The sequence below is a fragment of the Spongiibacter sp. UBA1325 genome (assembly GCF_002306875.1).
GTDB lineage: Bacteria > Pseudomonadota > Gammaproteobacteria > Pseudomonadales > Spongiibacteraceae > Spongiibacter > Spongiibacter marinus.
Genome location: NZ_DBTD01000005.1, coordinates 1 through 21265 on the forward strand (window position 1 = coordinate 1; position 21265 = coordinate 21265).

Genomic DNA, 21265 nt, shown 5'->3' on the forward strand with positions numbered 1-21265 from the left:
GTTCAAAGCCGGCATCACTGGCGGAAAAATCGGTTCGGCAATCCGGCCGCTCCCACACGGATAACTCACTGTAAGAGCGAACCCGCATTGCTTCAATATGTTGCCAGGCCCCCAACGCACGCAGTAAATCTACCGACGCCACACTGATGGCAGACATACGTAAATCCGGCGGTTGGGCAGCCTCAAAAGGCTGCGGCGGACGCTGTTCTACAATCGCTACCTGATAACCCTGCTGTGCCAGCCCTAACGCCGTGGCGGCGCCCACCATGCCGGCACCATTAATACAAAAATCAAACATATAGGAACCCTGTGTATGTTCTGCGATTATGCCCCAACTCAGGGGTTAAATCTAACATGCGCTTTATATCAGTGCGTTAGCAATAAATCATGAAGTTTACGCTGTTACGTAAACTTGCCTTGGGCTGGATCGAAAAAGCGCTAAAATCCCGCTCAGACCGGTTCACAAGGGTGGCGATCGGGGTCTATAACAGTTAAAATACGCGGCTATTTTGACCAATATCGCTGCGCGCCCGGGATTAGCTTAATTATCCTGAGTATTGGCGCCAGCCCAACGTGATTATCGAATTGTTATGAGTAAAAAGCTGTACATCAAAACCTGGGGTTGCCAGATGAATGAGTATGATTCGGAAAAAATGGCCGATCTGCTCGATTCAACTCACGGGTATTCGCTGGCCGAAGAAGCGGAGCAGGCCGATGTTATTTTGCTCAACACCTGCTCTATCCGCGAAAAAGCCCAGGAAAAAGTATTTCATCAGCTGGGCCGCTGGAAGAATCTGAAAAAGACCAACCCGGATCTGATCATTGGTGTGGGCGGTTGTGTGGCCTCGCAGGAAGGCGACCACATTCGTCAGCGAGCGCCGTTTGTCGACCTCATCTTCGGACCGCAAACCCTGCACCGTCTGCCTGAAATGATTAACCAAATCCAGGCTGGCGAGACATCGGTAGTGGATGTCAGCTTTCCGGAAATCGAAAAGTTCGACCGCCTGCCAGAGCCGCGTGCTGAAGGCCCAACGGCATTTGTGTCGATTATGGAAGGCTGCTCCAAATACTGTAGTTTCTGCGTAGTGCCCTACACCCGTGGTGAAGAAGTGAGTCGCCCGGTGGACGACGTACTGCTGGAAGTCGCACAGCTGGCCGAACAAGGCGTACGTGAAGTTAACCTTTTGGGTCAGAACGTAAACGCGTTTCGTGGCGAGCACCACGACGGCTCTGTTTGCCGGTTTGCCGAACTGCTGGAACTGATTGCCGCCATTGATGGTATCGACCGTATTCGTTACACCACTTCACATCCGGTGGAATTTACCGACGACATTATCGCCGTGTACGAAACCGTACCGGAGCTGGTTGATCACCTGCACCTGCCGGTGCAAAGCGGTTCGGATCGCATTCTCAATTTAATGAAACGCGGCCACACTGCCCTTGAATATAAGTCAAAGATCCGCAAATTACGTAAAGTGCGCCCGAATATCAGCATGTCCTCTGACTTTATAATCGGCTTCCCTGGCGAAACCGATGCTGACTTCGAAGCCACCATGGATTTAATTCAGGCAGTGGATTATGACCTGAGCTTCAGCTTTATTTACTCGGCCCGTCCGGGCACACCGGCGGCAGATGCCGTGGATGATGTAAGCGAAGACACCAAAAAACAACGTCTTTATTTGCTGCAGCAACGTATTAACCAGCAGGCACTGCGCATTGCCCGCAATATGCTGGATACCGAGCAGCGCATCCTGGTGGAAGGCCCATCGAAAAAAGACATTATGGAGTTACAGGGGCGTACCGAGAATAACCGGGTAGTTAACTTCCCGGGTACGCCGGATATGATTGGTGAGTTTGTGGATGTTAAAATCACCGATGTCTTCAGTAATTCACTACGTGGCGAAGTGGTTCGTCGCGAGGCCGATATGGGCCTGCGCGTAGCCGTATCACCACAAAGTATTTTAGCCAAGCATCAGGCCGAGCTGCCTGATGAACTTGGTGTAAGCCAATTTCAACCTTCAATTTAAGAGGCAGTAAAGCAACTTGAGTAAACTGGTAAGTAATGAAGTCGTGCTGGAACCTGAAGATAATAAACGGTTATCCAGCCTGTGCGGTCCGTTCGACGATAACATCAAGCAAATTGAGCGTCGACTGGGCGTCGAAATCACCTACCGCAACAACTTTTTTAAGATTGTTGGAGAGCCTCAGCAAACCAGAGGGGCCGGTGAGTTACTTAAGTTACTGTACATCGAGACGCAGCCAATTAAAGGGCTGATACCGGATTTGCCGCCTGAGCAGGTTCACCTTGCCATTCAGGAAGCCAATTGCCTTGAGCGCGAAGAATCCGGCCAGTACGGCAAGGAAATCAATATCAAGACCAAGCGTGGCGTTATTAAGCCACGTAATCCGCATCAGGCGCAGTATGTGGCCAATGTGGTAAATCACGATATTACCTTTGGTATTGGCCCGGCGGGTACCGGTAAAACTTATCTGGCAGTTGCCTGCGCTGTAGATGCGCTGGAACGTCAGGAAGTGCGCCGTATTCTGCTGACCCGCCCGGCGGTTGAAGCCGGTGAAAAACTCGGTTTTCTACCCGGCGATTTATCCCAGAAAGTCGACCCTTATCTGCGCCCTCTCTACGATGCCCTGTTTGAAATGATGGGTTTCGAGAAAGTGGAAAAGCTTATGGAGCGTAATGTTATTGAAGTCGCCCCGCTGGCTTATATGCGTGGCCGTACGCTCAATGATGCCTTTATCATTCTTGATGAAAGCCAGAATACCACCGTAGAACAAATGAAAATGTTCCTCACCCGTATTGGCTTTGGCTCTACAGCCGTCATCACTGGCGATGCCACGCAGATCGACTTGCCACGCGGCACACCCAGCGGTCTCACCCATGTAATGAAGGTTCTCGACGATGTCGAAGGGATCAGCCTCACCTATTTTCAGGCCAAGGATGTGGTTCGCCACCCGCTGGTACAGAAAATTGTCGAAGCTTACGCCGCGTTTGACGACGAGACCGCTCGCTAGCAATGGCTGACGGCAACCCACTTGAACTGGAGGTGGACCTGCAAGTGGCCTGCGACCCGCAGCCGGGACTGCCCAGTGAGCAGCAACTGCGCGACTGGGCCAGCGCCGCACTCACCAATCGCCGCGATCAGGCGGAGCTGACCATTCGCCTGGTCGACGAGCAGGAAAGCCAGGCCCTCAATCGCGACTACCGCGGCAAAGATGCCCCGACCAATGTGTTGTCGTTTCCCGCCGACCTGCCCCCCGAGCTTGAGCTGCCATTACTCGGCGACCTGGTTATCTGTCGGCAAGTGGTTGAACGCGAAGCGCATGAGCAGGGCAAGGCGGTAAGCGATCACTGGGCGCATATGGTAATTCACGGTACACTCCACCTACTCGGTTTTGACCACATTGACGATGATGAAGCCGAGGAAATGGAATCTCTTGAGACTGCGCTGTTAAAGCAGCTCAATATCAATAACCCCTACGAGGCGCAGTAAGCGCCGGGCGACTAGGCCACAGCGAGGACAGCACACAAAATCATGAGCGAAGACCGATCTAGCAGCGATCCGGGTGACAAATCCTGGATCGAAAAAATTGCCCATGCATTTTCCTCTGAACCCAAAACCCGCGAAGACCTGCTCGATGTATTAGCCGTTGCTCGTCAGAATGAAGTGATTGACGACGACGCCACCAGCATCGTCGAAGGTGCCATGCATATCAGCGAAATGCAGGCGCGGGAAATCATGATTCCCCGGCCGCAAATGGTGGTGCTGAAGATCGAGCAACCCCTCAGCGAACTGCTGCCGATCATCATGGAAACCGGCCACTCCCGCTACCCCGTTATCGGCGACACACTGGACGAGGTCCTGGGCATATTGCTGTCCAAGGATCTATTGCCCCTGCTGTGGAAAACCGGCAACACCGACGACATCGACCTGCGCACCGTGCTGCGCCCCGCCACCCTGGTACCAGAGAGCAAACGCCTGAATGTGCTGCTGCGTGATTTCCGCGAAAAGCGCAACCACATGGCCGTTGTCATCGACGAATACGGTGGCGCCGCAGGACTGATTACGATCGAGGACATCCTTGAGCAGATCGTTGGCGACATTGAAGACGAATACGACGAGGAAGACGACCTGCCGATCCGCAAGATCGCCGATAACGACTTCGTGGTAAAAGCGCTCACGCCCATTGAAGAGTTCAACACCTACTTCAATGCAAATTTAAGCGACGACGAATTCGACACCATCGGTGGCTTGCTACTGCAGTCCTTCGGCCACCTGCCCAGCCGCAATGAAGTGGCCCAGTTGGAGCATTTCGAATTCAAAGTGGTCAATGCCGACCATCGCCAGATTCATTTGCTGCGCATGCGCGAGCTGGCCAAGGACGACGCGTAAAAACTTGAACTCCCCTCGCGCTTACGGTCTACAATAGCCGGGCAGCGCCGCCCAAGAGGGGAGTTTTATGCCAGACAGCAGCACACTTGCGTCACTCAATGCCATTGCCCACAGCATTATTAGCTACAGCGCATTGGTAATCGTGGGTTTAATCGGGGCCGGGCTTATCTACCTCGCCGTGCTCTACTACCGCGACGTCACCCAAACCCAGCACGCCATTCGCAGAAACTACCCGCTGATCGGTCGCTTTCGCTATTTCTTCGAACACCTCGGCGAATTCTTTCGCCAGTATTTCTTTGCCATGGACCGCGAAGAGCTGCCCTTCAATCGCTCCCAACGCTCCTGGGTATACCGCGCCGCAAAAAATATCGACAACACTGTCGCCTTCGGTTCTACGCGACCACTGAACCACAGCAACGAAGTGCTGTTTATGAACTGCCTGTTCCCCACGTTAAGTGAAGACGCCGCACCCACCCACAGCGTAACCATTGGCGAAGGCTATTGCCGCGAACCTTTTAGCAGTGCCGCCATATTCAATATTTCCGGCATGAGCTATGGCGCCATTTCCAAACCGGCAGTGCAGGCCCTGGCCGCCGGCGCGCGCCAAGCCGGAATCTGGATGAACACCGGCGAAGGCGGGCTCACCCCCTATCACCTGGAAGCGGGCTGCGACATCGTCTGCCAAATAGGAACCGCTAAATACGGCGTGCGCGATGCCGAGGGCAAACTCAGCGACCAACGCCTGGCCGATCTTGCCAGCCACCCGCAAGTACGCATGTTCGAACTGAAACTCAGTCAGGGCGCCAAGCCCGGCAAAGGGGGCATTCTGCCGGGCGGCAAGGTCACCGAAGAGGTCGCCACCATTCGGGGCATCCCCGTTGGCCAGGATTCCATCAGCCCCAATGGCCACCCGGATATTCGCAGTATCGACGACCTGCTCGACACCCTGGCGCGCATCCGCCGCGTTACCGGCAAGCCGGTGGGTTTCAAAATGGTGCTGGGCTTCAGCGATTGGCTGGACGAGCTAGGCGAAGCCATTCACCGCCGCGGGCTGGAATTTGCCCCCGACTTCATCACCGTCGATAGCGCCGACGGCGGCACGGGCGCAGCCCCGCAGAGTTTGATCGACTATGTCGGCCTCCCGCTGCGCCGCAGCTTGCCGCTGGTGGTCGACAAGCTCAACGAGTACCGCTTGCGCGAACGGGTAAAAGTGATCGCCTCGGGCAAAATGATCAACCCCGCCGAGGCAGCCTGGGCGATTTGCGTTGGCGCAGACTTTATCGTCAGCGCCCGCGGCTTTATGTTTGCCCTGGGTTGCATCCAGGCATTGCAGTGCAACAAGAACACCTGCCCAACCGGTATCACCACACACGACCCGGAGCTACAGCGTGGCCTTGTGCCCGCCGACAAAGCTGCCCGGGTGGCCAACTATGCCAAAAACCTAATGCATGAAGTGGGGGTTATCGCCCACTCCTGCGGCGTTCGCGAAGCCCGCTCACTGCAGCGCAAACACGTGTATCTGATAGACGAACGCGGCGTCCCCGAGCCACTGAGCCTGCGCTATCCGGACAAAACGCCGCGCCCCGAATACCTGATCGCCAGTACCGCCGACGAGGCACTTACCCCCTGACCCAGCGACCGATCGCGCCCCGGAGCCCCCACCGCCCATGAAACGGATTATTGCGCCGCTAGCCGGCGCACTTATCACCCTGTCTCTCGCCCCTTTTCATTACTGGCCACTCGCCATAGTGGCGATGGCGGCACTGGCCTGGTGCCTGGATGACTGCTCAGCAAAGGAAGGTTTTTTGCGCGGCTGGCTGTTTGGCAGCGCCAGCTTTCTTGCCGGGGTGTCGTGGATCTATGTCGCCATGTATGTCTACGGCAATACCTCCGCCCTGCTCTCAGCGCTTATGACCATCCTGTTTTGCCTGGGCTTGGGGCTCGTCACCGGGCTGTTCGCCTATGTGTACAGCCGCTGGCTGCGCGATGGCAAGGGCGGCCGGCTGCTGGGCTTTACCGCCGCCTGGGTGATATTTGAGTGGTTTCGCGGCTGGTTTCTCACCGGGTTTCCCTGGCTCTACCTTGGCTACAGCCAGTTGGAAACCCCACTATCCGGTTGGGCACCCGTTGTTGGGGTGTACGGTTTAAGCTTTGTGGTGGCCCTCAGCGGCGCAGCGGTAAGCCATCTGCTCACCACCAAACACAGAACCAGTCGCTGGCTGCCAATAGCTGGCTGCATCGCATTGTTCGGCCTCGGCGCATCCCTGCAAACGATTGAATGGACGCAAGCCACCCAGCACCCCCCCCTTCGCATTGGCGCCGTGCAGTCCAATATCACTCAAGAAAAGAAGTGGGCCTATAGCCATTACTGGGACACCCTCGAACTCTACGATGTTACCTCAGAACAACTGTGGCCCCAGGTGGATGTGGTGATTTGGCCAGAGGCTGCCATTCCCGCCCTGTATCGCAACGCCGAAACCTTCTTTGACTATATTCGCGAGCGCGCTGCCGCCTCGAACACCGCGCTGATCACCGGCGTTCCCACTAAACAGGGCGACGACATCTACAACTCGGCAATGGTCATCAATGGCGGCGAAGGCCTGTACCACAAACAGCGTTTGGTCCCTTTCGGTGAATACGTTCCGCTCGGTAGCCTGCTGCGCGGTCTGATCGGCTTTTTTGACCTGCCCATGTCCAGCTTTAGTCGTGGCGACGCCGACCAGCGCCCCCTCTCCGCCAAGGGTTGGCAATTTGCGCCATCGATCTGCTACGAGATCGTGTATCCCAACCTCGTGGCGCGTGGCGCAAGAGACGCAGACGTCTTATTCACCATCAGCAACGACGCCTGGTTTGGCGACTCGATTGGCCCCGCCCAACACATGCAAATGGCGCAGATGCGGGCACTGGAAAATGGCCGAGAACTCATCCGCGTTACCAGCACAGGTATCACCGCCATCGTCGACCACCGCGGGCATATCACCACGCGCATTCCGTCTTTCACTCACACCACGATGACCGGCGAGGTAAACGCCCGCAGCGGCCGCACACCGTTTAATTACGCCCAGTCCACACCCATTATCGCCCTGTGCTTTGCACTGGCGCTTACCGCGCTGCGCCGCCGCCCACAGCAAGGCAGCTAAATGCTTGCGAATTCGCATGGGCGACGCCGCGACAAGCTGTTAAAATGCTGGGCTTTGTATCGCCGAGCCCCGCGCTTGCCAACCCCAGAGACCGACATCGCCAATGGACCAACATTACACCCCCCGCGACATTGAAGCTCGCGTACAGCAGTACTGGCAGGAACACGGTAGCTTCACTGCCGTGGAAGATGACAGCCGCGAAAAATACTACTGCCTGGCCATGTTCCCCTACCCCAGCGGCAAGCTGCATATGGGCCATGTTCGCAACTACAGCATTGGCGATGTTATTTCGCGCTACCAGCGCATGTTGGGTAAAAATGTTCTGCAGCCAATGGGCTGGGATGCCTTCGGCCTGCCGGCAGAAAACGCCGCGGTGAAAAACAACACCGCGCCGGCAAAATGGACCGTCGAAAATATCGACTATATGCGCGGCCAACTGCAGCAGCTGGGCTTCGGCTACGACTGGAAGCGCGAATTCGCCACATGCAAATCCGACTACTACCGCTGGGAGCAGTGGTTCTTCACCCGCCTTTACGAAAAAGGCATGGTCTACAAAAAAACCTCTGCGGTGAACTGGTGCCCGAACGACGAAACCGTACTGGCCAATGAGCAGGTTATCGATGGCGGTTGCTGGCGCTGTGACACCCCGGTGGAGCGCAAAGAAATTCCTCAGTGGTTTATTAAAATCACCGAATACGCCGAGCAATTGTTGAACGACCTCGACCAGCTGGACGGCTGGCCAGAGCAGGTGCGCACCATGCAGCGCAACTGGATTGGCCGCTCTCAGGGCGTACAAATGCGCTTTGACCTGGGCGAAGCCGTCGCCGGCCACGACCACTTTGAGGTCTACACCACCCGCCCCGACACCCTAATGGGCGTGAGCTATGTCAGCCTGGCCGCAGAGCACCCCATTAGCCTGGCGCTGGCCGAGAACAACGCCGAACTGGCGGCCTTTATCGACGAATGCCGCCACAGTTCAGTTGCTGAAGCCGACATGGCCACCATGGACAAAAAAGGCATGGCCACCGGCATCAACGCTCTCCACCCCATCACCGGCGAGCCGGTACCGGTGTGGATCGCCAACTACGTGTTGATGGACTATGGCACTGGCGCCGTCATGGCGGTGCCGGCGCACGACCAGCGCGACTTTGAATTTGCGCAGAAATACCAACTGCCTATTCAGCAAGTGATTGCGGCGGACGATATCGACCTCAGCCAAGCGGCGGCCACTGAGAAAGGCCCGCTTATCAACTCCGGTGAATTCGACGGCTTGAATTTCGACGAGGCCTTTACCGCCATCGCCGACAAACTCACCGCACTCGGCAAAGGTCGCGTCACCACGAACTACCGCCTGCGCGACTGGGGCGTTTCCCGTCAGCGCTACTGGGGCGCCCCCATTCCGGTGTTCAACCTGCCGGACGGCGGCGAGATCGCCGTGCCCGCGGACAAACTCCCCATCCTACTGCCCGAAGATGTGGAAATGGACGGAGTGCAATCGCCCATCAAAGCCGACCCGGAGTGGCGCAAAGATGAGCTGAACGGCCAGGCAGTCGAGCGTGAAACCGACACCTTCGACACCTTTATGGAGTCCAGCTGGTACTACGCTCGCTTCACTTGCCCCGACTATGAGGACGGCATGCTCGACCCCGTTCGCGCCAATTACTGGCTGCCCGTCGACCAGTACATCGGCGGTATTGAGCACGCGATTCTCCACCTGTTGTACGCACGCTTCTTCCACAAGCTGATGCGCGACGAAGGGCTGGTGCACTCCGACGAGCCGTTCACACAACTGCTTTGCCAAGGCATGGTGTTGAAAGACGGCGCAAAAATGTCCAAGTCCAAGGGCAACACCGTCGACCCGCAGGCACTCATCGAAAAATACGGCGCCGACACTGTGCGCCTGTTTATCATGTTTGCCGCCCCTCCAGAGCAAAGTCTGGAATGGTCTGACAGCGCAGTTGAAGGTGCCAACCGCTTCCTGCGTCGCCTGTGGAAACTGGTAGCCAACCACCTGGACGCTGGCACCGCACCGACGCTCGACACTGGCAGTCTGACAGCAGACCAGCAGGCCCTGCGTCGTAAAACGCACGAAACCATTGCCAAAGTCAGCGACGACTTCGGCCGGCGCCAAACGTTCAATACCGCCATTGCCGCCGTCATGGAGCTGGTCAACGAACTGTCGCGCTTTGAGCGCAACACCGATCAGTGCCTCGCCGTTGAACGCGAAGCCCTGGAAGCCGCCGTTGCCCTGCTGTCGCCAATCGTGCCGCATATCAGCCACGAATTGTGGCAGCAACTGGGGCACAGCGAAGCCGTGATTGACGCCTCCTGGCCAACCGTTGACGAATCGGCCCTGGTTCGCAGTAGTATCGAAATGGTGATTCAGGTAAACGGTAAAGTGCGCGCTAAAATGGAAGTACCTGCCGACGCCGATGCCGACACCATTAAAGCGATGGCCAAGGCCCAGGAAAATGTGCAGAAATTTATCGACGGCCTGACTATCCGCAAGGAAATTGTCGTACCCAAAAAACTGGTGAATATCGTTGCGAATTAATGCGCTCGTACTCATTGCTGCCACGTTGCTGCTAAGCGCTTGCGGCTTTGCCCTGCGCGGCAGCACCGGCATTGCCAGCACGCTGCAACCGATTTATGTCGGCGGTAGTCGCGACAGCCAAGAGTTACAGCAGGCCCTGCGCCGGCAACTGCAAATCAACCAGGTGGGCACCACGCGCAAACGCGGCCAAGCTCAGCTTATCGCCGAAGTTCAATTGTTGCGCTACGACAAGCGCAGTATCGCTCTCGACCGCGAGGCGCGCGATGCCGAATACGCCCTGTTCGAACGCGCCCGCCTTAGCCTGTTCAGCCCCCAGGGCCAGCTGCTCAAAGGCCCCGTTGTATTGGAACAGCGCCGGCTCGTCGTAAACGATGCCAACAACCCCGTCGGCGAGGAAACGGAATCCAGCATTGTGCGCGCCGAAATGCGTGAACAACTCAGTATCCGTCTCGCCCAGCAGCTTGAATACTGGTCGCGACAGCTACCAGCGGACCCCGCCAATGCGACTGCGCCCTGAGCAACTTGCCAGCCAGTTAACCAAGCAGCTGCTGCCCGTGTATCTATTGAGCGGCGATGAGTTGCTCACTCAGCAGGAATGCGCCGACGCCATCCGTCAGCACTGCCGCCAACAAGGCATCGCCGAGCGCGACGTTCTGGAGGCCGAGCGCGGTTTTGACTGGAATGCCTTGCTGGAAGCGGGCCAATCCCTATCACTATTTGCCGACCGCAAACTGATAGAGCTGCGTCTCGGCGGCGCGCGCATGGACCAGAAAAGCTCCGCTGCCCTGCAACAGTATTTAGAACACGCCGACGGCAGCAATATTCTGCTTATCACCTGTGGCCGTCTCGACAGCCGCAGCCTCAATGCCAAATGGGTAAAGGCAATCGACCAAGCGGGCGCCGTCATGCAAATTTGGCCGGTAGACCGCCGCCAGCTCGGCGGCTGGATACAGCAGCGGCTTAAAGACAATGGTATGAGTGCTGACCGCGAGGCCGCCGAGCTGCTCGCCGACCGAGTGGAGGGTAATCTGCTCGCCGCAGACCAAGAGATTCAAAAGCTAAAAATTTTACTCGGCGAGCAGGCCGTCAGTGTTGAGACTGTCGCCGCCGCCGTGGCAAGCAGCGCCCGCTACGATGTATTCAAATTGATCGACGCCGCCCTCGCCGGTAACGCCGCCTATGCGCTGAACATGTACAACGGGCTGGTAGCCGAAGGCAGCGAAGAAATTCCCATGCTCGGCGCCATCAGCCGCGAGCTGCGCAGCCTCTACAACTGCGCTGCCGCCATTGAACAAGGCAATGGCATCGATCGTGTACTCGACGGTGCGCGGGTGTGGGACAAGCGTAAAAATCTTTACAAGCGCTGCCTAGGCCAACACAGCGTCGGCTCACTTTCTCGCCTGCTGCAACTCGCCGGCCGCCTGGATGCCGCGCAAAAAGGCCAGAGCGACGAATCACCTCGCCTGCTGTTCACCGAACTTATCACCGGCCTCGCTGGCCAGCCAATTATTGCTGGCTAAGCGCGCGACTTATCGCCCGCTCAACATCAGCCGCTTCCGGCATCGGCAATTGCACACTGCGCAGCGTCGAGGGGTCGCCCGCCATTGCAGGCAAGCGGTATCGCAATACCAAACCCGGGCCGATATAGCCCATCTGCCGATACGGTCGATGGTAGGGGTTGGCTTCGTCCTCGGCGCGAGCGCGCGGGCACTGCCAAAGCGACGCGTAGTGGACGAGGTAGACCGCATTAATCTGGTCCGTCGCAATCGATAGCGGCACGACGCTATAGCGGTCAAAAATTCGCAGCCCCGCAAGCACAGGTTCGCCCTCGCCTTGCCGCCATTCCAGCTCGCTGCGCGTGACATAACCGCGCCGCAGCACTGCCACCACCACAACAAACATCAGCAGCCACGCCCACCACGGTAGCACCACGGGCTGAATCAGGGAGACCAGCATCAGGCTCATCCCGAGTGATAAGAGCCCACACAGCCACCACGGCGACTGCGCCCGCTGAACTCGTCTCATAAGGCCTCCATTCATCAATTGTGCCAGCGGGTTATTATAGCCATTGTGGGTGCTGCCGCGACGCGCGCCCTACAAGCCCTTTGACAAACTCACGGGCCTTCTCAGTATTTTATAAAACAAGAACACCGCAGGCGGAGAACCACCTGCGGTGTTTGGGTGAATGTGCTTCCCTGCCGACATCCGTGCCTAGAGCAGTCCCTGCCAGTGGCGCATCCCTATCTGGCCACTCGAAATTTACGCTACAGGCCCCGGCGACTTTGGTTGGGTAGCTCAAGCAGCTTAACCGTGCCCTCGGCGGTGCCGTCTGTCATGTAGGCATGCAGGGTGGGTGTCGCCGAGTTGTCATAGGCTGAGAAAAACAACTTACCAGCCACCTCGCCGCTTACTAAGGGCGCGTTTGCATAGCGAGCCAACAGCGGCCGTGGCGCTGAAGACAGATTATCGCCCTTCGTCAGGTCGTTAGTTTCCAGCGCCAGTGAGGTGCCTTCGGCGCTACCGTCGGTTTTCCACAGCTCTTCACCAACCGCCGTGCCGTCAATAACGGTGTCAGCCACGAAGTAAATGGTGCCCTCAACTTCGGTGAACAGCTCACCGAACTGCGTCCGCGATTTCACGCCCGTGTAGGTGGTCATAGTGTCGCCGGGGTGCATGGGCGTAAAGGTGAACTCCCCGTCTTCAAGCGCAGTGCGATACACGTTGTTGGTGGTCACAACGAACAAGCCCAGCGAGGTGGCGTAAAAATTCGAGGCAAACAGCCCCTCGGGGAAATCACCACTCTCATGCAGCGTGGTGCCGTCATAGGCGTAGACATGGCGGGTGAAGTTAGCGGCATTGATACTGCGGTCAGCGTAGAAGTACAGCGTATCGCCCACCACCGTTACATTCCGAACGAAGGTCACATCCTCACCCAGCTCGCGGCGCACATCACTGCCGTCTTCCGCCACGCTGTACAGTACCACTGAGTTTTGGTTGTTGGGGTCACTGCTGGCCAAGAAGAACAGCCGTCCAGCGAAGCTTGTCAGGTTGTACCATTGAATATTCGTCGGGTAGAAGTCGCCATTGCTCAGCACATGGGGCGCATTTTCTGGCGCTTCAGCGCGCTGCACCGCCAGCGACTCGGTCGGTTGCTTTACGGCCACACCACCAACCGGCTCACCTTCAACAAACACCAGCTGCGTACCTTCCTGGCTGCCATCGCTCACATACAGCGCAGGAACATTACGGCTATCTGATGTTACCCCTCGGCCAAGGATAAAGATTGAGTTGCCGACCGTTTGCATGCCTTGAATGTTTTTTGAGGCCACGCCACCCACATCAATCTCTGTCAGCGTTTCCGCGTCGAGATCGTAAACAAACAACTCCCGAGCGAAGCCCGTTGTACCCGCGCTGAACGCCAGCTTGCCATCCATCCACTGCAAATCCAGCGGACCGCTACTGCCTTCGATATCCACTAGCACTGATGTGCCGACCTCGGTGCCGTCACTGACCCGCAGCTCACGCCCCTCGTTGGGGGATTGGGCACTAAAATAGAACTTTCCATCATCAAAAAGTATCGGGTTTCGACCGTCGTTAAATTGTTGTATAGCCGGCTGCCCTTCATTGAAGTCCTTCAGCAAGCCCGTGCCCTCAGCGCTGCCGTCAGTGGCGTACATGTCGAACTGACTGGGAATTGACGTGCTGTTCAAAGGAAAGAGCAGGCGCTCAACACTTCCCGGCGTGCCCTCCGGCACACTGGTGGTACTGCCACCACCACTACCACCGCCACAGGCAGCGAGGGTGAACATTGCGCCCGCCAGGGCTGCTTGGAAAAAAACGGGTCTTTTCATCGTGCTTAAATCTCTCAGTCACCTAACAGGAACACTTGTCGTCGGATGAAATTTAAGCAAAGCCATAAAAATAAAACTTCACTCTGATGGGCGAAGCCAACAGAATGACAGGCTGCGACACTATGATCTGCCCCTGTCTGAACGATGCCCCAATGAAAGCACCTGCTAACGACTACTTACCCGACCTCCCGCTGGAAAGTCAGATCACCCGCGAACGGCACAATTTGTTTATGGCGGAAGTGGGGTCTCGTATTGTGGTTTCCGCAGCCATAGCCCTGGCGTTGCTGCTGCCGTTTAACGGCGCCATGAGCCGGGCTGATGCACTGTTGTGGGCGACGCTGGTGCTAACAACCAGCGCCGTCTCACTGCTGGTCGTCAGCTTCTACAAACGCCACCGCGACAGTGAAAGTGGCAAAATCAAGAAGTGGCACGCCATCAATATTGGTATGGCGCTGATGTGGAGCGGACTCTGGTGCGTTGCGCCCTACCTATTTTTTCACGGCGCCAGCACCGAGAAAATTTTAGTCTTCCTGCTTGTTATTACCCTGATCAGCTCCACGCCCTCGGTGTCCATGGGCGTGTACCCCGATATCTTCATTAGTTTTATTACGCCGCTGTTTATCTCTCTGTCGCTCTATCTGATCCGCTTTCACGCAGAGCAAAGCTGGTTCATCAAAGGCATCCCCTTACTCACCTTGTGCTCACTGACCGCGTTCAGCCTGTTCATACACAAAGCCCAGCTCAACAATATTCGTTTGCGCATCGAGGCCGATATCGCCCGGCGCGACGCCGAGCGCGCCAATCGCAGCAAGAATCAATTTATGGCGGCGGTCAGTCACGACCTGCGCCAGCCACTGCAAGCCGCGTCGCTTTACGCCTCGCTGATTAACGAGCAGGGCGATGCACCGAGCCGTGAGCTCAGCGAAAAAATCCTCACTGCCATCGCCTCCGGCGGGGAGTTGCTGGAGCAATTACTGCTGTTATCCCGCCTGCAAAGCCGGCACTTCTCCGCCAAACCCCAGCCCTTCAGTCTGGATGAGCACCTCGCCAAGCTCATCAATGAGTGCTTACCTCAGGCCCAACAAAAAGGCCTGGCACTACACAATGATGTGCAGCGCCAATACTGGCTTAACACCGATCCACTGTTATTTGACCAGCTATTGCGCAACCTGATTGGCAACGCCGTTAAATACACCGAGCGCGGCACCGTTCGGCTTAGTAGCCACCACACAGAAAAACAGCTCGAACTCACCGTTAGTGACACCGGCATCGGCATTGACCCGATGCGCCACGACAGTATTTTTAAGGAATTTACCCAGCTAGCCAGTCGATCCAATGACGCCGAAGATGGGCTGGGCTTGGGCCTGAGCATTGTCCGCCGCGTCTGCGAACTGTGCGGGCTCACATTGCACGTGGACTCCACTCCCGGCCAAGGCAGCCGCTTCACCGTCGCACTGCCGCTGGCGGAAAAACCCAGTGCGGCGCCGGCAAGTGAAGGGGCTCCTCTACCGCCTGGGCGCCAGCTGCGCATTATTGTTGTGGACGACGACCCACGTATCACCGACGCATTGTCGATGGCGCTGGTGGAATGGGGCGCCGATGTCTACGCCTTTAATAGTCTGGCAGAAGCGCTCGCCGACCTGCCTGGCGCCGGCGAGATGAACCCTGATGTCATGATTAGCGACGGTCAGCTCGCCAATGGCGACACCGCCAACGATGTATTTGCTGCACTAACGTCGAGATGGCCACAGCCTGTGCCCAAAATCGTGCTCAGTGGCAATAGCCGCGGGCAGCATGAACAAACATTCAACGCCGACGCCCTGCTACTCAAACCCGTTGCCCTGCCCGAGCTGCTGCAGCGTATCGCCTCGCTGTGCGCGCCAGATACGTTTACAAGAGCTTAAGAGAGCGGGCTTTTTCCAGGCAGGCGGTACGGTTGGGCACATCCAATTTATCAAACAGCAGCCGCAGATGGGTTTTCACGGTGTTCAAACTCACCGACAGACTGCGCGCAATTTCCTTATTACTTTGCCCCTGCTGAAGCAGGGCCAATATCGCCCCCTGTTGGCGGCTGAGCTTAATACTGGGTGCGGCGGTTTGACTGGCCAACAGCCGGTAGGATTCCGAAAAATAGCCTTCGCCAGCCATGACCTTCGTCACCGCCGTCACCAACTCGGCGGCGGCCTCAGACTTGTCGACAAAACCATCCACCGACAGGCGCTGGGATTTTTCCACCACGTCCTCATCGATGGCGCCAGAGCATAACAACACCCGCAGCGTGTGCCGCGAACTCGCCAAAATCCGCAACAGCGACAGTCCATCCAGGTCCGGCATGGCCACATCGACGATCAACAAATCGGCAGCGGCCAACGCCGCCTCATCGCCCAATAGCGCCTGCGCACAACCGTATTGCCCCACCTCACAGCCGGGCAGTTTCGCCTGCAGGGTCAGCGCCAGGGCCTCGGCAAACATCAAATGGTCATCAACAATTAAAACCTTCAAGGAACTTCTCTATTGTTATTGGCGACGACATAGTAGCCCAGAATGCACTGGCAAAATAAGCCGGGGTTCACCCTTATCCGGCTCGGCACCGCACATCATTACGAGCCGTTAAGTTAACCCATGGCTCCTGTAATGATAGGCTAGGCGCAAATAATGGATAAGACCTATGGCACTGATACACAGCATTTCTCACAACGGCATCGAGGGCATACGCCTGGGCCGTGTTAACCGACACGGCGACTACCACCTTACCGCCAGTTGCATCGTCTACCGTTTGGGCGACACCGTCATCGATACCGGGCCGTCGCGCGAGCGCGAGGCATTGAGCGGGCACTTCGCCGACATTGCCGTTCGCCAAGTGGTGCTGACCCACCACCACGAAGACCACAGCGGCAATGCCGACTATTTTCAACGCGAACACGGCGCCGCGCTTTACAGCCACCCGAATAATCACGACAGGCTAAAAGCGGGCATGCGCCTGTCGGCGATCCGTCGAATGACCTTTGGTAATGTTCCCGCTTGCCAGCCCGCAACCCTGCCTACGCATATCGACACCAGCAGTGGCCACCGGCTGATTCCCATTCACACCCCCGGCCATACCTCCGACCTGGTGTGCTACTTAGAGCCCAATGAGGGCTGGCTATTTTCAGGCGATTTATATGTTTCCAGCCGGCTGAAATACATGACCATTGAAGACAATGTGGGCGAGTGGATCGACAGTCTGGAGAAAGTGCTATCACTCGACTTCGACACGCTGCTCTGCTCTCACCGCGCGGTGGTGAGCAATGGCAAAGCCGTGCTGCAGGAAAAACTGGACCATATTCGCGGCTTTCGCGATGAGGTGGCAGCCCTGCACCGCTCTGGCCTTAGCGAGCGCCAGATAACGCGCAAACTGCTCGGACGCGAAGACGCCAACGCCCTGCTCTCACTCATGCATATGAGCAAGCGCAATATGGTCAGCGCCAGTTTGGCCAGCCTCGGGCTGGCCTAGCGCCGACTAACAGACCTAGCTTTCCACGCGGTGTAGCGCACACACCTTATTGCCAGATGGGTCACGCAGATAAGCGAGGTACAATTTACCAATTGCGCCCTCGCGCACACCCGGCGCATCTTCACAAGATGTTCCGCCATTGGCCACGCCGGCAGCATGCCAGGCATCGGCTTGTTCCGGGCTGCTCGCGGCAAAACCAATGGTGCTGCCATTGCCATGACAGGCGGGCTCACCGTTAATTGGTGGCGTAATGGCGAATACACCGCTGGCGGTGAAATAAAAACAGCGGCCGCGCTCGTCCATCATTCCCGGCTCATAGCCCAAGGCACCGAGAATCGCATCGTAAAAACGCTTTGATGCAGCAACATCATTCGCACCAACCATTACATGACTGAACATATCTCTTCCTTACTGTTGAGCAAAAACGGCTAGCACTATAGCGCGTTATTCCCATTCGGTGGATGCGAAGGACGGACAAGATAGCGCTTATTGCTCGCCGACTTTGGCCATCCAATCCAGCACATCGCTAAACACTTGCTCTTTGCCCAGTTCATTAAAAATCTCGTGGTACATGCCGTCGTAGATCTTTAGCGCCTTATTGTCACTGCGCAATTTGGCGAAGAACCGCTCGCTGCCCTCGCAGGCACTGATGGCATCAGCGCCGCCATGCATCACCAGCATCGGCAACTCAATGTTCGGCGCATTCTGCATCACCTGCTGCTGGGCATGAATGAACGCCAAAAACATACTGGGGGTCACTTTGCCGTGGTTATAAGGATCGCGCTGCTGGCTCTCCCCCACGCTGGCATCGCGGCTCAACTGGGCGACATCAATCTCGTTACTAATAGGCAGGCTGGGCCACAGTGAGGCGAGTACGCGGCTCAGCGCCAGCTTCCAGGGCGCGGGCGCAAAACCCAACTGAAAAGCGGCGCAGCTTAAAAATACGCCATCGATACCCTCGGGGTTTTCAGTCGCAATACTGGCTGCGATCAAGCCCCCCAGGCTGTGCCCACCCAGAAAATGCACGGCAGGCTGATGACTCTGGGTGTGCCGGATCGCGGCCTTAACATCGTCACAATACTGCGAGAACCGCTCGATATGGCCGCGTTTTCCTGGGCTCTGGCCACTGCCGCGCAGGTCGGCCATCACCAGGCCAAGGCCCGCATCGTTAAATGCCTTCGCTACATGGGCGTAGCGACCGGAGTGTTCACTGGTGCCGTGGCTCAGGGTTACCCAGGCCTTGGCAGGCCCTGCCGGACGCCATTCACGGGCAAATAGTGGCGTGCCATCGGCACTGAGGAGGCGCAATTCAGAATAGTGGTGATCGGGCATGAGGCGAGTCGCAGTCACAAAAAAGAGCGCACACCATACAGAAACGGGCGGGATGATTCACTATCCCGCCCGTCCTGAGGTCGCCTTGTTACGACTGTCGGCTTACTGCTGCCAGCCTGGCTCCCAGGTCTTGGCAAACGCCGGGCTCGCCCAACCGGCCGGGAAGGCAGCGGGCGTCATTTGCTCGCCACCGGTAATCACATCGCCCTGCGCATCCTGGTATTTCAGCCAAGTGATCGTGCGCTGCCATTCCAGCGGGCGCTTGGTCCAGTCGCAAACGCCGGTCGCAAAGGTTTGCTCAAGCGCCTGCCAATCGCTTTCCTGCCACATTACATTCCCCAGACCGTAGTCGTCGTTGCGACTGAAAGGCCGGAGTTCACACTGCACCTGGTCGCCATATTTATCGGCGCCGGCCACCGTGCGCGGCGTGCCGAACACCAGCATCAACTCTTCCGGGCACATCTCACCGGGAATGCCATTGCACTGGTCCTGCACATCGTCGGGCTTATTGGCGATAATTTTTTGTGCCAGTGGCGCATCGCTGGTGTCGGCTTCAATGGCGTCCAGCCAGGAGGCCATCGCGACCAGCGACTGATTCATATAATTCAGGTCGCCAACCAGCGGTGTCAGCCCCCCCCAGTGCACAAAGTTGTCACGGTGGCCGAACTCCCGCTCCAGGCGCCAGCGCACCCAGTAACCGTGCACGCTGTCGTGGGCGGCACCGGGATCTGGGCCGGTCATATTAATGATGGGCACCGTATCCATGTTCACAATGGTGTTCATAATGCCTGTGCGGTAAGCATTGGGCAGCGCCGGGTAGTCCGGCTTTAAACGCTCCTGGGTCACATTCAGGCTGGGGTCAACACCGCCAATATTGGTGTTGAGCGCCAGGAATTGCGCCGGCGAAATAATACCCTGTTGCAGGGCCGTTAGGCCGTACTGCACCCCTTCATTGCCCAGCGGAAAACCCGAGAACGCATAGCCCAGGTCTTTTTCAATCTGGCTCCAGCGGTCGCGGGGGTCCTCGGCGGGGAAGCGCTCGCGCTCACCGATCATATTTTGCATAAAGGTCAGTACATCGCAGCGCACGCCGCCGGGGTTTGTGTCCTGGTCAAAGCGCTCTTCCGCACTCACTCCCCCGCAGTTAGACGCAGGGTCGACCGCTTCGGCGAACAACGCCGAGTCGGCCAGCGAGGCATTCACTATGCCATTAAGGTGGCCGTAAATGGCGTTCTGCTGCAGCACCGTAAACGGCGTGCCATCGCGGGCAACTTGCGCGCCGACGATGTTTTCCACATGAGCGATCAGGTCTTCCGGCGTACTGGGCTCGGTGGTATCGACGTTAAAGTCGAAGTACTTCAACAAAATGTGGTAGTCCGCAAACTGGGTCGCGGTGCTCATCACATCCGGGTAGGTACAGGTGGTCAGCAAGCCCTGATACAGGCCGGGGTAGGCATTGGCGATCATGTTTTGGGTAATCGCCCCGCCTGAACAGCCTGTGCCAACGGTGTAGCGCAGCTCGCCGTACTGCTCGATAAAGCGCTCTTTTGCCATCAGCAGCGACTCGGCCTGATAGCTCAAATTACAGTTGTGACCCAGGTTCAGCTGAGCAGTGGACAGCACCGACCAACCCAGCCCCAGCGCAGTAATATAGGACTGCTCAATCAGCGGGTTGCCGGGAATGGTGCCAGCGTAATCGTCGGTGCGCGCCGAGCTGGTGTCGTGGTCACCGCGACAGTTACCGCCGTGGGTCACCAACAGACGGCGGTTCCACTGTGACTGCGGCTGCATTGGCGTCCAGTCTTCACCGACTTTTTGCAGCGTAAATATCGTGTATTGATCGCGGGCCTGATAACCAATTTCCTGGCGCACAATAAACGGCACCGTTTCACCGTTATCCGTGGTGGTCATCGCCACATCATCGGGCGGATTGTCCAGGTCATAAGCCTGCAAGCCGCCCTGCAGGGAGTTACTGGACTTGTACAACCAGCGGTACTCAACAGGCTGGTTACAGTTTTCGTCCACAGCGCTGTCCTGACACTTCCAGGGCTGGATATGCGGGCCGGTAAATACGGGGCCGCCAGAGGGGTGGTTTACTACCGTCAGGCTGTTGCCAATATTCGTGCTTAGGGTGTTCTCGCCGACGCTCAGGCCATCAACCAGGGCCAACAAGCGCAGCGGATTATCCGGGTCAGCTTGCAGCAGCTGAGTCACATCGGTGTTGTTGCGCAGCAGTACCAGCTCGTCGACGGCGGCAGCATCTTCCGCAACCACCTCTACCAACACATCGCCAGCAGAGACTAGGTCAGGTCGGTTCGACAGCACTTGCAGGCTTACGCGGTCATCGACCGTTCCGGGGCCACCGGGGTTACCACCATTGCCGGGATCTGGGTTGCCACCCGAGTTACTGCTACTTGAACTACCGCCGCCGCACGCGGCAAGCAGTAGGGTAAAAACGACTAACATTATCTTATTATTCACGGGTG

General features: G+C 57.2%; 18 protein-coding genes. 11 read left to right on the forward strand and 7 right to left on the reverse strand.

The genetic code is table 11. The annotated features are described in order from the left end of the window. A partial coding sequence (locus B3K78_RS05085; protein WP_286694560.1) for an FAD-dependent oxidoreductase occupies nucleotides 1-298 on the reverse strand: 298 nt, incomplete at its 3' end. Between the two features lie 292 nt (nucleotides 299-590). On the opposite strand from B3K78_RS05085, the gene miaB reads away from it, so the two are divergent. From miaB to holA, 9 genes are all read left to right on the forward strand, one after another. Beyond that, nucleotides 591-2027 (forward strand): tRNA (N6-isopentenyl adenosine(37)-C2)-methylthiotransferase MiaB, encoded by a 1437-nt coding sequence (gene miaB, locus B3K78_RS05090; RefSeq protein WP_123325605.1) that lies wholly within the window; start codon nucleotides 591-593, stop codon nucleotides 2025-2027. Nucleotides 2028-2043: 16 nt separating this feature from the next. Then, the gene (locus B3K78_RS05095) at nucleotides 2044-3030 is read left to right on the forward strand and encodes a PhoH family protein (protein ID WP_286694561.1); all 987 of its coding nucleotides are present in this window, start codon (nucleotides 2044-2046) and stop codon (nucleotides 3028-3030) included. Between the two features lie 2 nt (nucleotides 3031-3032). Then, nucleotides 3033-3509 carry an rRNA maturation RNase YbeY gene (gene ybeY, locus B3K78_RS05100; protein ID WP_286694562.1) on the forward strand — a complete coding sequence of 159 codons (477 nt, stop codon included), beginning with the start codon at nucleotides 3033-3035 and terminating at the stop codon, nucleotides 3507-3509. A 42-nt stretch (nucleotides 3510-3551) separates the two neighbouring features. Next, nucleotides 3552-4409: a CorC family transporter gene (locus B3K78_RS05105; RefSeq protein WP_204997236.1), complete on the forward strand. Its 858-nt coding sequence runs from the start codon at nucleotides 3552-3554 to the stop codon at nucleotides 4407-4409. A gap of 67 nt (nucleotides 4410-4476) precedes the next feature. Beyond that, entirely contained in the window at nucleotides 4477-6039 is a 1563-nt protein-coding gene (locus B3K78_RS05110; RefSeq protein WP_286694563.1) for an FMN-binding glutamate synthase family protein, read from the forward strand. 37 nt (nucleotides 6040-6076) lie between these two features. Continuing rightward, entirely contained in the window at nucleotides 6077-7549 is a 1473-nt protein-coding gene (lnt, locus tag B3K78_RS05115; RefSeq protein WP_286694564.1) for an apolipoprotein N-acyltransferase, read from the forward strand. A 103-nt stretch (nucleotides 7550-7652) separates the two neighbouring features. Then, complete coding sequence (leuS, locus tag B3K78_RS05120) at nucleotides 7653-10103, forward strand: leucine--tRNA ligase (RefSeq protein ID WP_286694565.1); 2451 nt, start codon at nucleotides 7653-7655, stop codon at nucleotides 10101-10103. Beyond that, nucleotides 10093-10620 carry an LPS-assembly lipoprotein LptE gene (locus tag B3K78_RS05125; RefSeq protein ID WP_286694566.1) on the forward strand — a complete coding sequence of 176 codons (528 nt, stop codon included), beginning with the start codon at nucleotides 10093-10095 and terminating at the stop codon, nucleotides 10618-10620. Before leuS ends, B3K78_RS05125 begins: the two co-directional genes overlap by 11 nt. Further along, a complete protein-coding gene (holA, locus tag B3K78_RS05130) occupies nucleotides 10604-11623 on the forward strand; it encodes a DNA polymerase III subunit delta (RefSeq protein WP_286694567.1) in 1020 nt (339 codons plus the stop codon). The genes B3K78_RS05125 and holA overlap by 17 nt, the downstream gene beginning before the upstream one ends. Here holA and B3K78_RS05135 read toward each other — a convergent pair. Next, a complete protein-coding gene (locus tag B3K78_RS05135; RefSeq protein WP_286694568.1) occupies nucleotides 11610-12128 on the reverse strand; it encodes a hypothetical protein in 519 nt (172 codons plus the stop codon). The two genes, holA and B3K78_RS05135, sit on opposite strands and share 14 nt — an antisense overlap. A gap of 239 nt (nucleotides 12129-12367) precedes the next feature. Beyond that, the gene (locus tag B3K78_RS05140; protein ID WP_286694569.1) at nucleotides 12368-13954 is read right to left on the reverse strand and encodes a hypothetical protein; all 1587 of its coding nucleotides are present in this window, start codon (nucleotides 13952-13954) and stop codon (nucleotides 12368-12370) included. A 152-nt stretch (nucleotides 13955-14106) separates the two neighbouring features. Here B3K78_RS05140 and B3K78_RS05145 point away from each other — a divergent pair, with 152 nt between their 5' ends. Further along, nucleotides 14107-15858, forward strand: a complete 1752-nt coding sequence (locus tag B3K78_RS05145) for an ATP-binding response regulator (protein ID WP_286694570.1) — start codon at nucleotides 14107-14109, stop codon at nucleotides 15856-15858. Here B3K78_RS05145 and B3K78_RS05150 read toward each other — a convergent pair. Continuing rightward, nucleotides 15845-16456, reverse strand: coding sequence for a response regulator transcription factor (locus tag B3K78_RS05150; protein ID WP_027874621.1), 612 nt, complete (start codon nucleotides 16454-16456; stop codon nucleotides 15845-15847). The two genes, B3K78_RS05145 and B3K78_RS05150, sit on opposite strands and share 14 nt — an antisense overlap. Before the next feature lie 166 nt (nucleotides 16457-16622). Here B3K78_RS05150 and B3K78_RS05155 point away from each other — a divergent pair, with 166 nt between their 5' ends. Continuing rightward, complete coding sequence (locus B3K78_RS05155; protein WP_286694571.1) at nucleotides 16623-17447, forward strand: MBL fold metallo-hydrolase; 825 nt, start codon at nucleotides 16623-16625, stop codon at nucleotides 17445-17447. Nucleotides 17448-17462: 15 nt separating this feature from the next. Here B3K78_RS05155 and B3K78_RS05160 read toward each other — a convergent pair whose 3' ends face one another. The 3 genes from B3K78_RS05160 to B3K78_RS05170 all read right to left on the reverse strand — a co-directional run bounded on the left by B3K78_RS05160 (nucleotide 17463) and on the right by B3K78_RS05170 (nucleotide 21260). Continuing rightward, entirely contained in the window at nucleotides 17463-17846 is a 384-nt protein-coding gene (locus B3K78_RS05160; protein WP_204997225.1) for a VOC family protein, read from the reverse strand. A gap of 87 nt (nucleotides 17847-17933) precedes the next feature. Continuing rightward, nucleotides 17934-18779 carry an alpha/beta hydrolase gene (locus B3K78_RS05165; RefSeq protein WP_286694572.1) on the reverse strand — a complete coding sequence of 282 codons (846 nt, stop codon included), beginning with the start codon at nucleotides 18777-18779 and terminating at the stop codon, nucleotides 17934-17936. Between the two features lie 102 nt (nucleotides 18780-18881). Further along, nucleotides 18882-21260, reverse strand: coding sequence for a DUF6351 family protein (locus B3K78_RS05170; RefSeq protein ID WP_286694573.1), 2379 nt, complete (start codon nucleotides 21258-21260; stop codon nucleotides 18882-18884). Between the last annotated feature and the right edge of the window lie 5 nt (nucleotides 21261-21265).

Bases quoted from the DNA above. Each gene is read 5' to 3' on its own strand.
- miaB (WP_123325605.1), top strand. From the start codon at position 591: ATGAGTAAAAAGCTGTACATCAAAACCTGGGGTTGCCAGATGAATGAG.
- ybeY (WP_286694562.1), top strand. From the start codon at position 3,033: ATGGCTGACGGCAACCCACTTGAACTGGAGGTGGACCTGCAAGTGGCC.
- B3K78_RS05105 (WP_204997236.1), top strand. From the start codon at position 3,552: ATGAGCGAAGACCGATCTAGCAGCGATCCGGGTGACAAATCCTGGATC.
- B3K78_RS05110 (WP_286694563.1), top strand. From the start codon at position 4,477: ATGCCAGACAGCAGCACACTTGCGTCACTCAATGCCATTGCCCACAGC.
- lnt (WP_286694564.1), top strand. From the start codon at position 6,077: ATGAAACGGATTATTGCGCCGCTAGCCGGCGCACTTATCACCCTGTCT.
- leuS (WP_286694565.1), top strand. From the start codon at position 7,653: ATGGACCAACATTACACCCCCCGCGACATTGAAGCTCGCGTACAGCAG.
- holA (WP_286694567.1), top strand. From the start codon at position 10,604: ATGCGACTGCGCCCTGAGCAACTTGCCAGCCAGTTAACCAAGCAGCTG.
- B3K78_RS05135 (WP_286694568.1), bottom strand. From the start codon at position 12,128: ATGAGACGAGTTCAGCGGGCGCAGTCGCCGTGGTGGCTGTGTGGGCTC.
- B3K78_RS05140 (WP_286694569.1), bottom strand. From the start codon at position 13,954: ATGAAAAGACCCGTTTTTTTCCAAGCAGCCCTGGCGGGCGCAATGTTC.
- B3K78_RS05145 (WP_286694570.1), top strand. From the start codon at position 14,107: ATGAAAGCACCTGCTAACGACTACTTACCCGACCTCCCGCTGGAAAGT.
- B3K78_RS05155 (WP_286694571.1), top strand. From the start codon at position 16,623: ATGGCACTGATACACAGCATTTCTCACAACGGCATCGAGGGCATACGC.
- B3K78_RS05160 (WP_204997225.1), bottom strand. From the start codon at position 17,846: ATGTTCAGTCATGTAATGGTTGGTGCGAATGATGTTGCTGCATCAAAG.
- B3K78_RS05165 (WP_286694572.1), bottom strand. From the start codon at position 18,779: ATGCCCGATCACCACTATTCTGAATTGCGCCTCCTCAGTGCCGATGGC.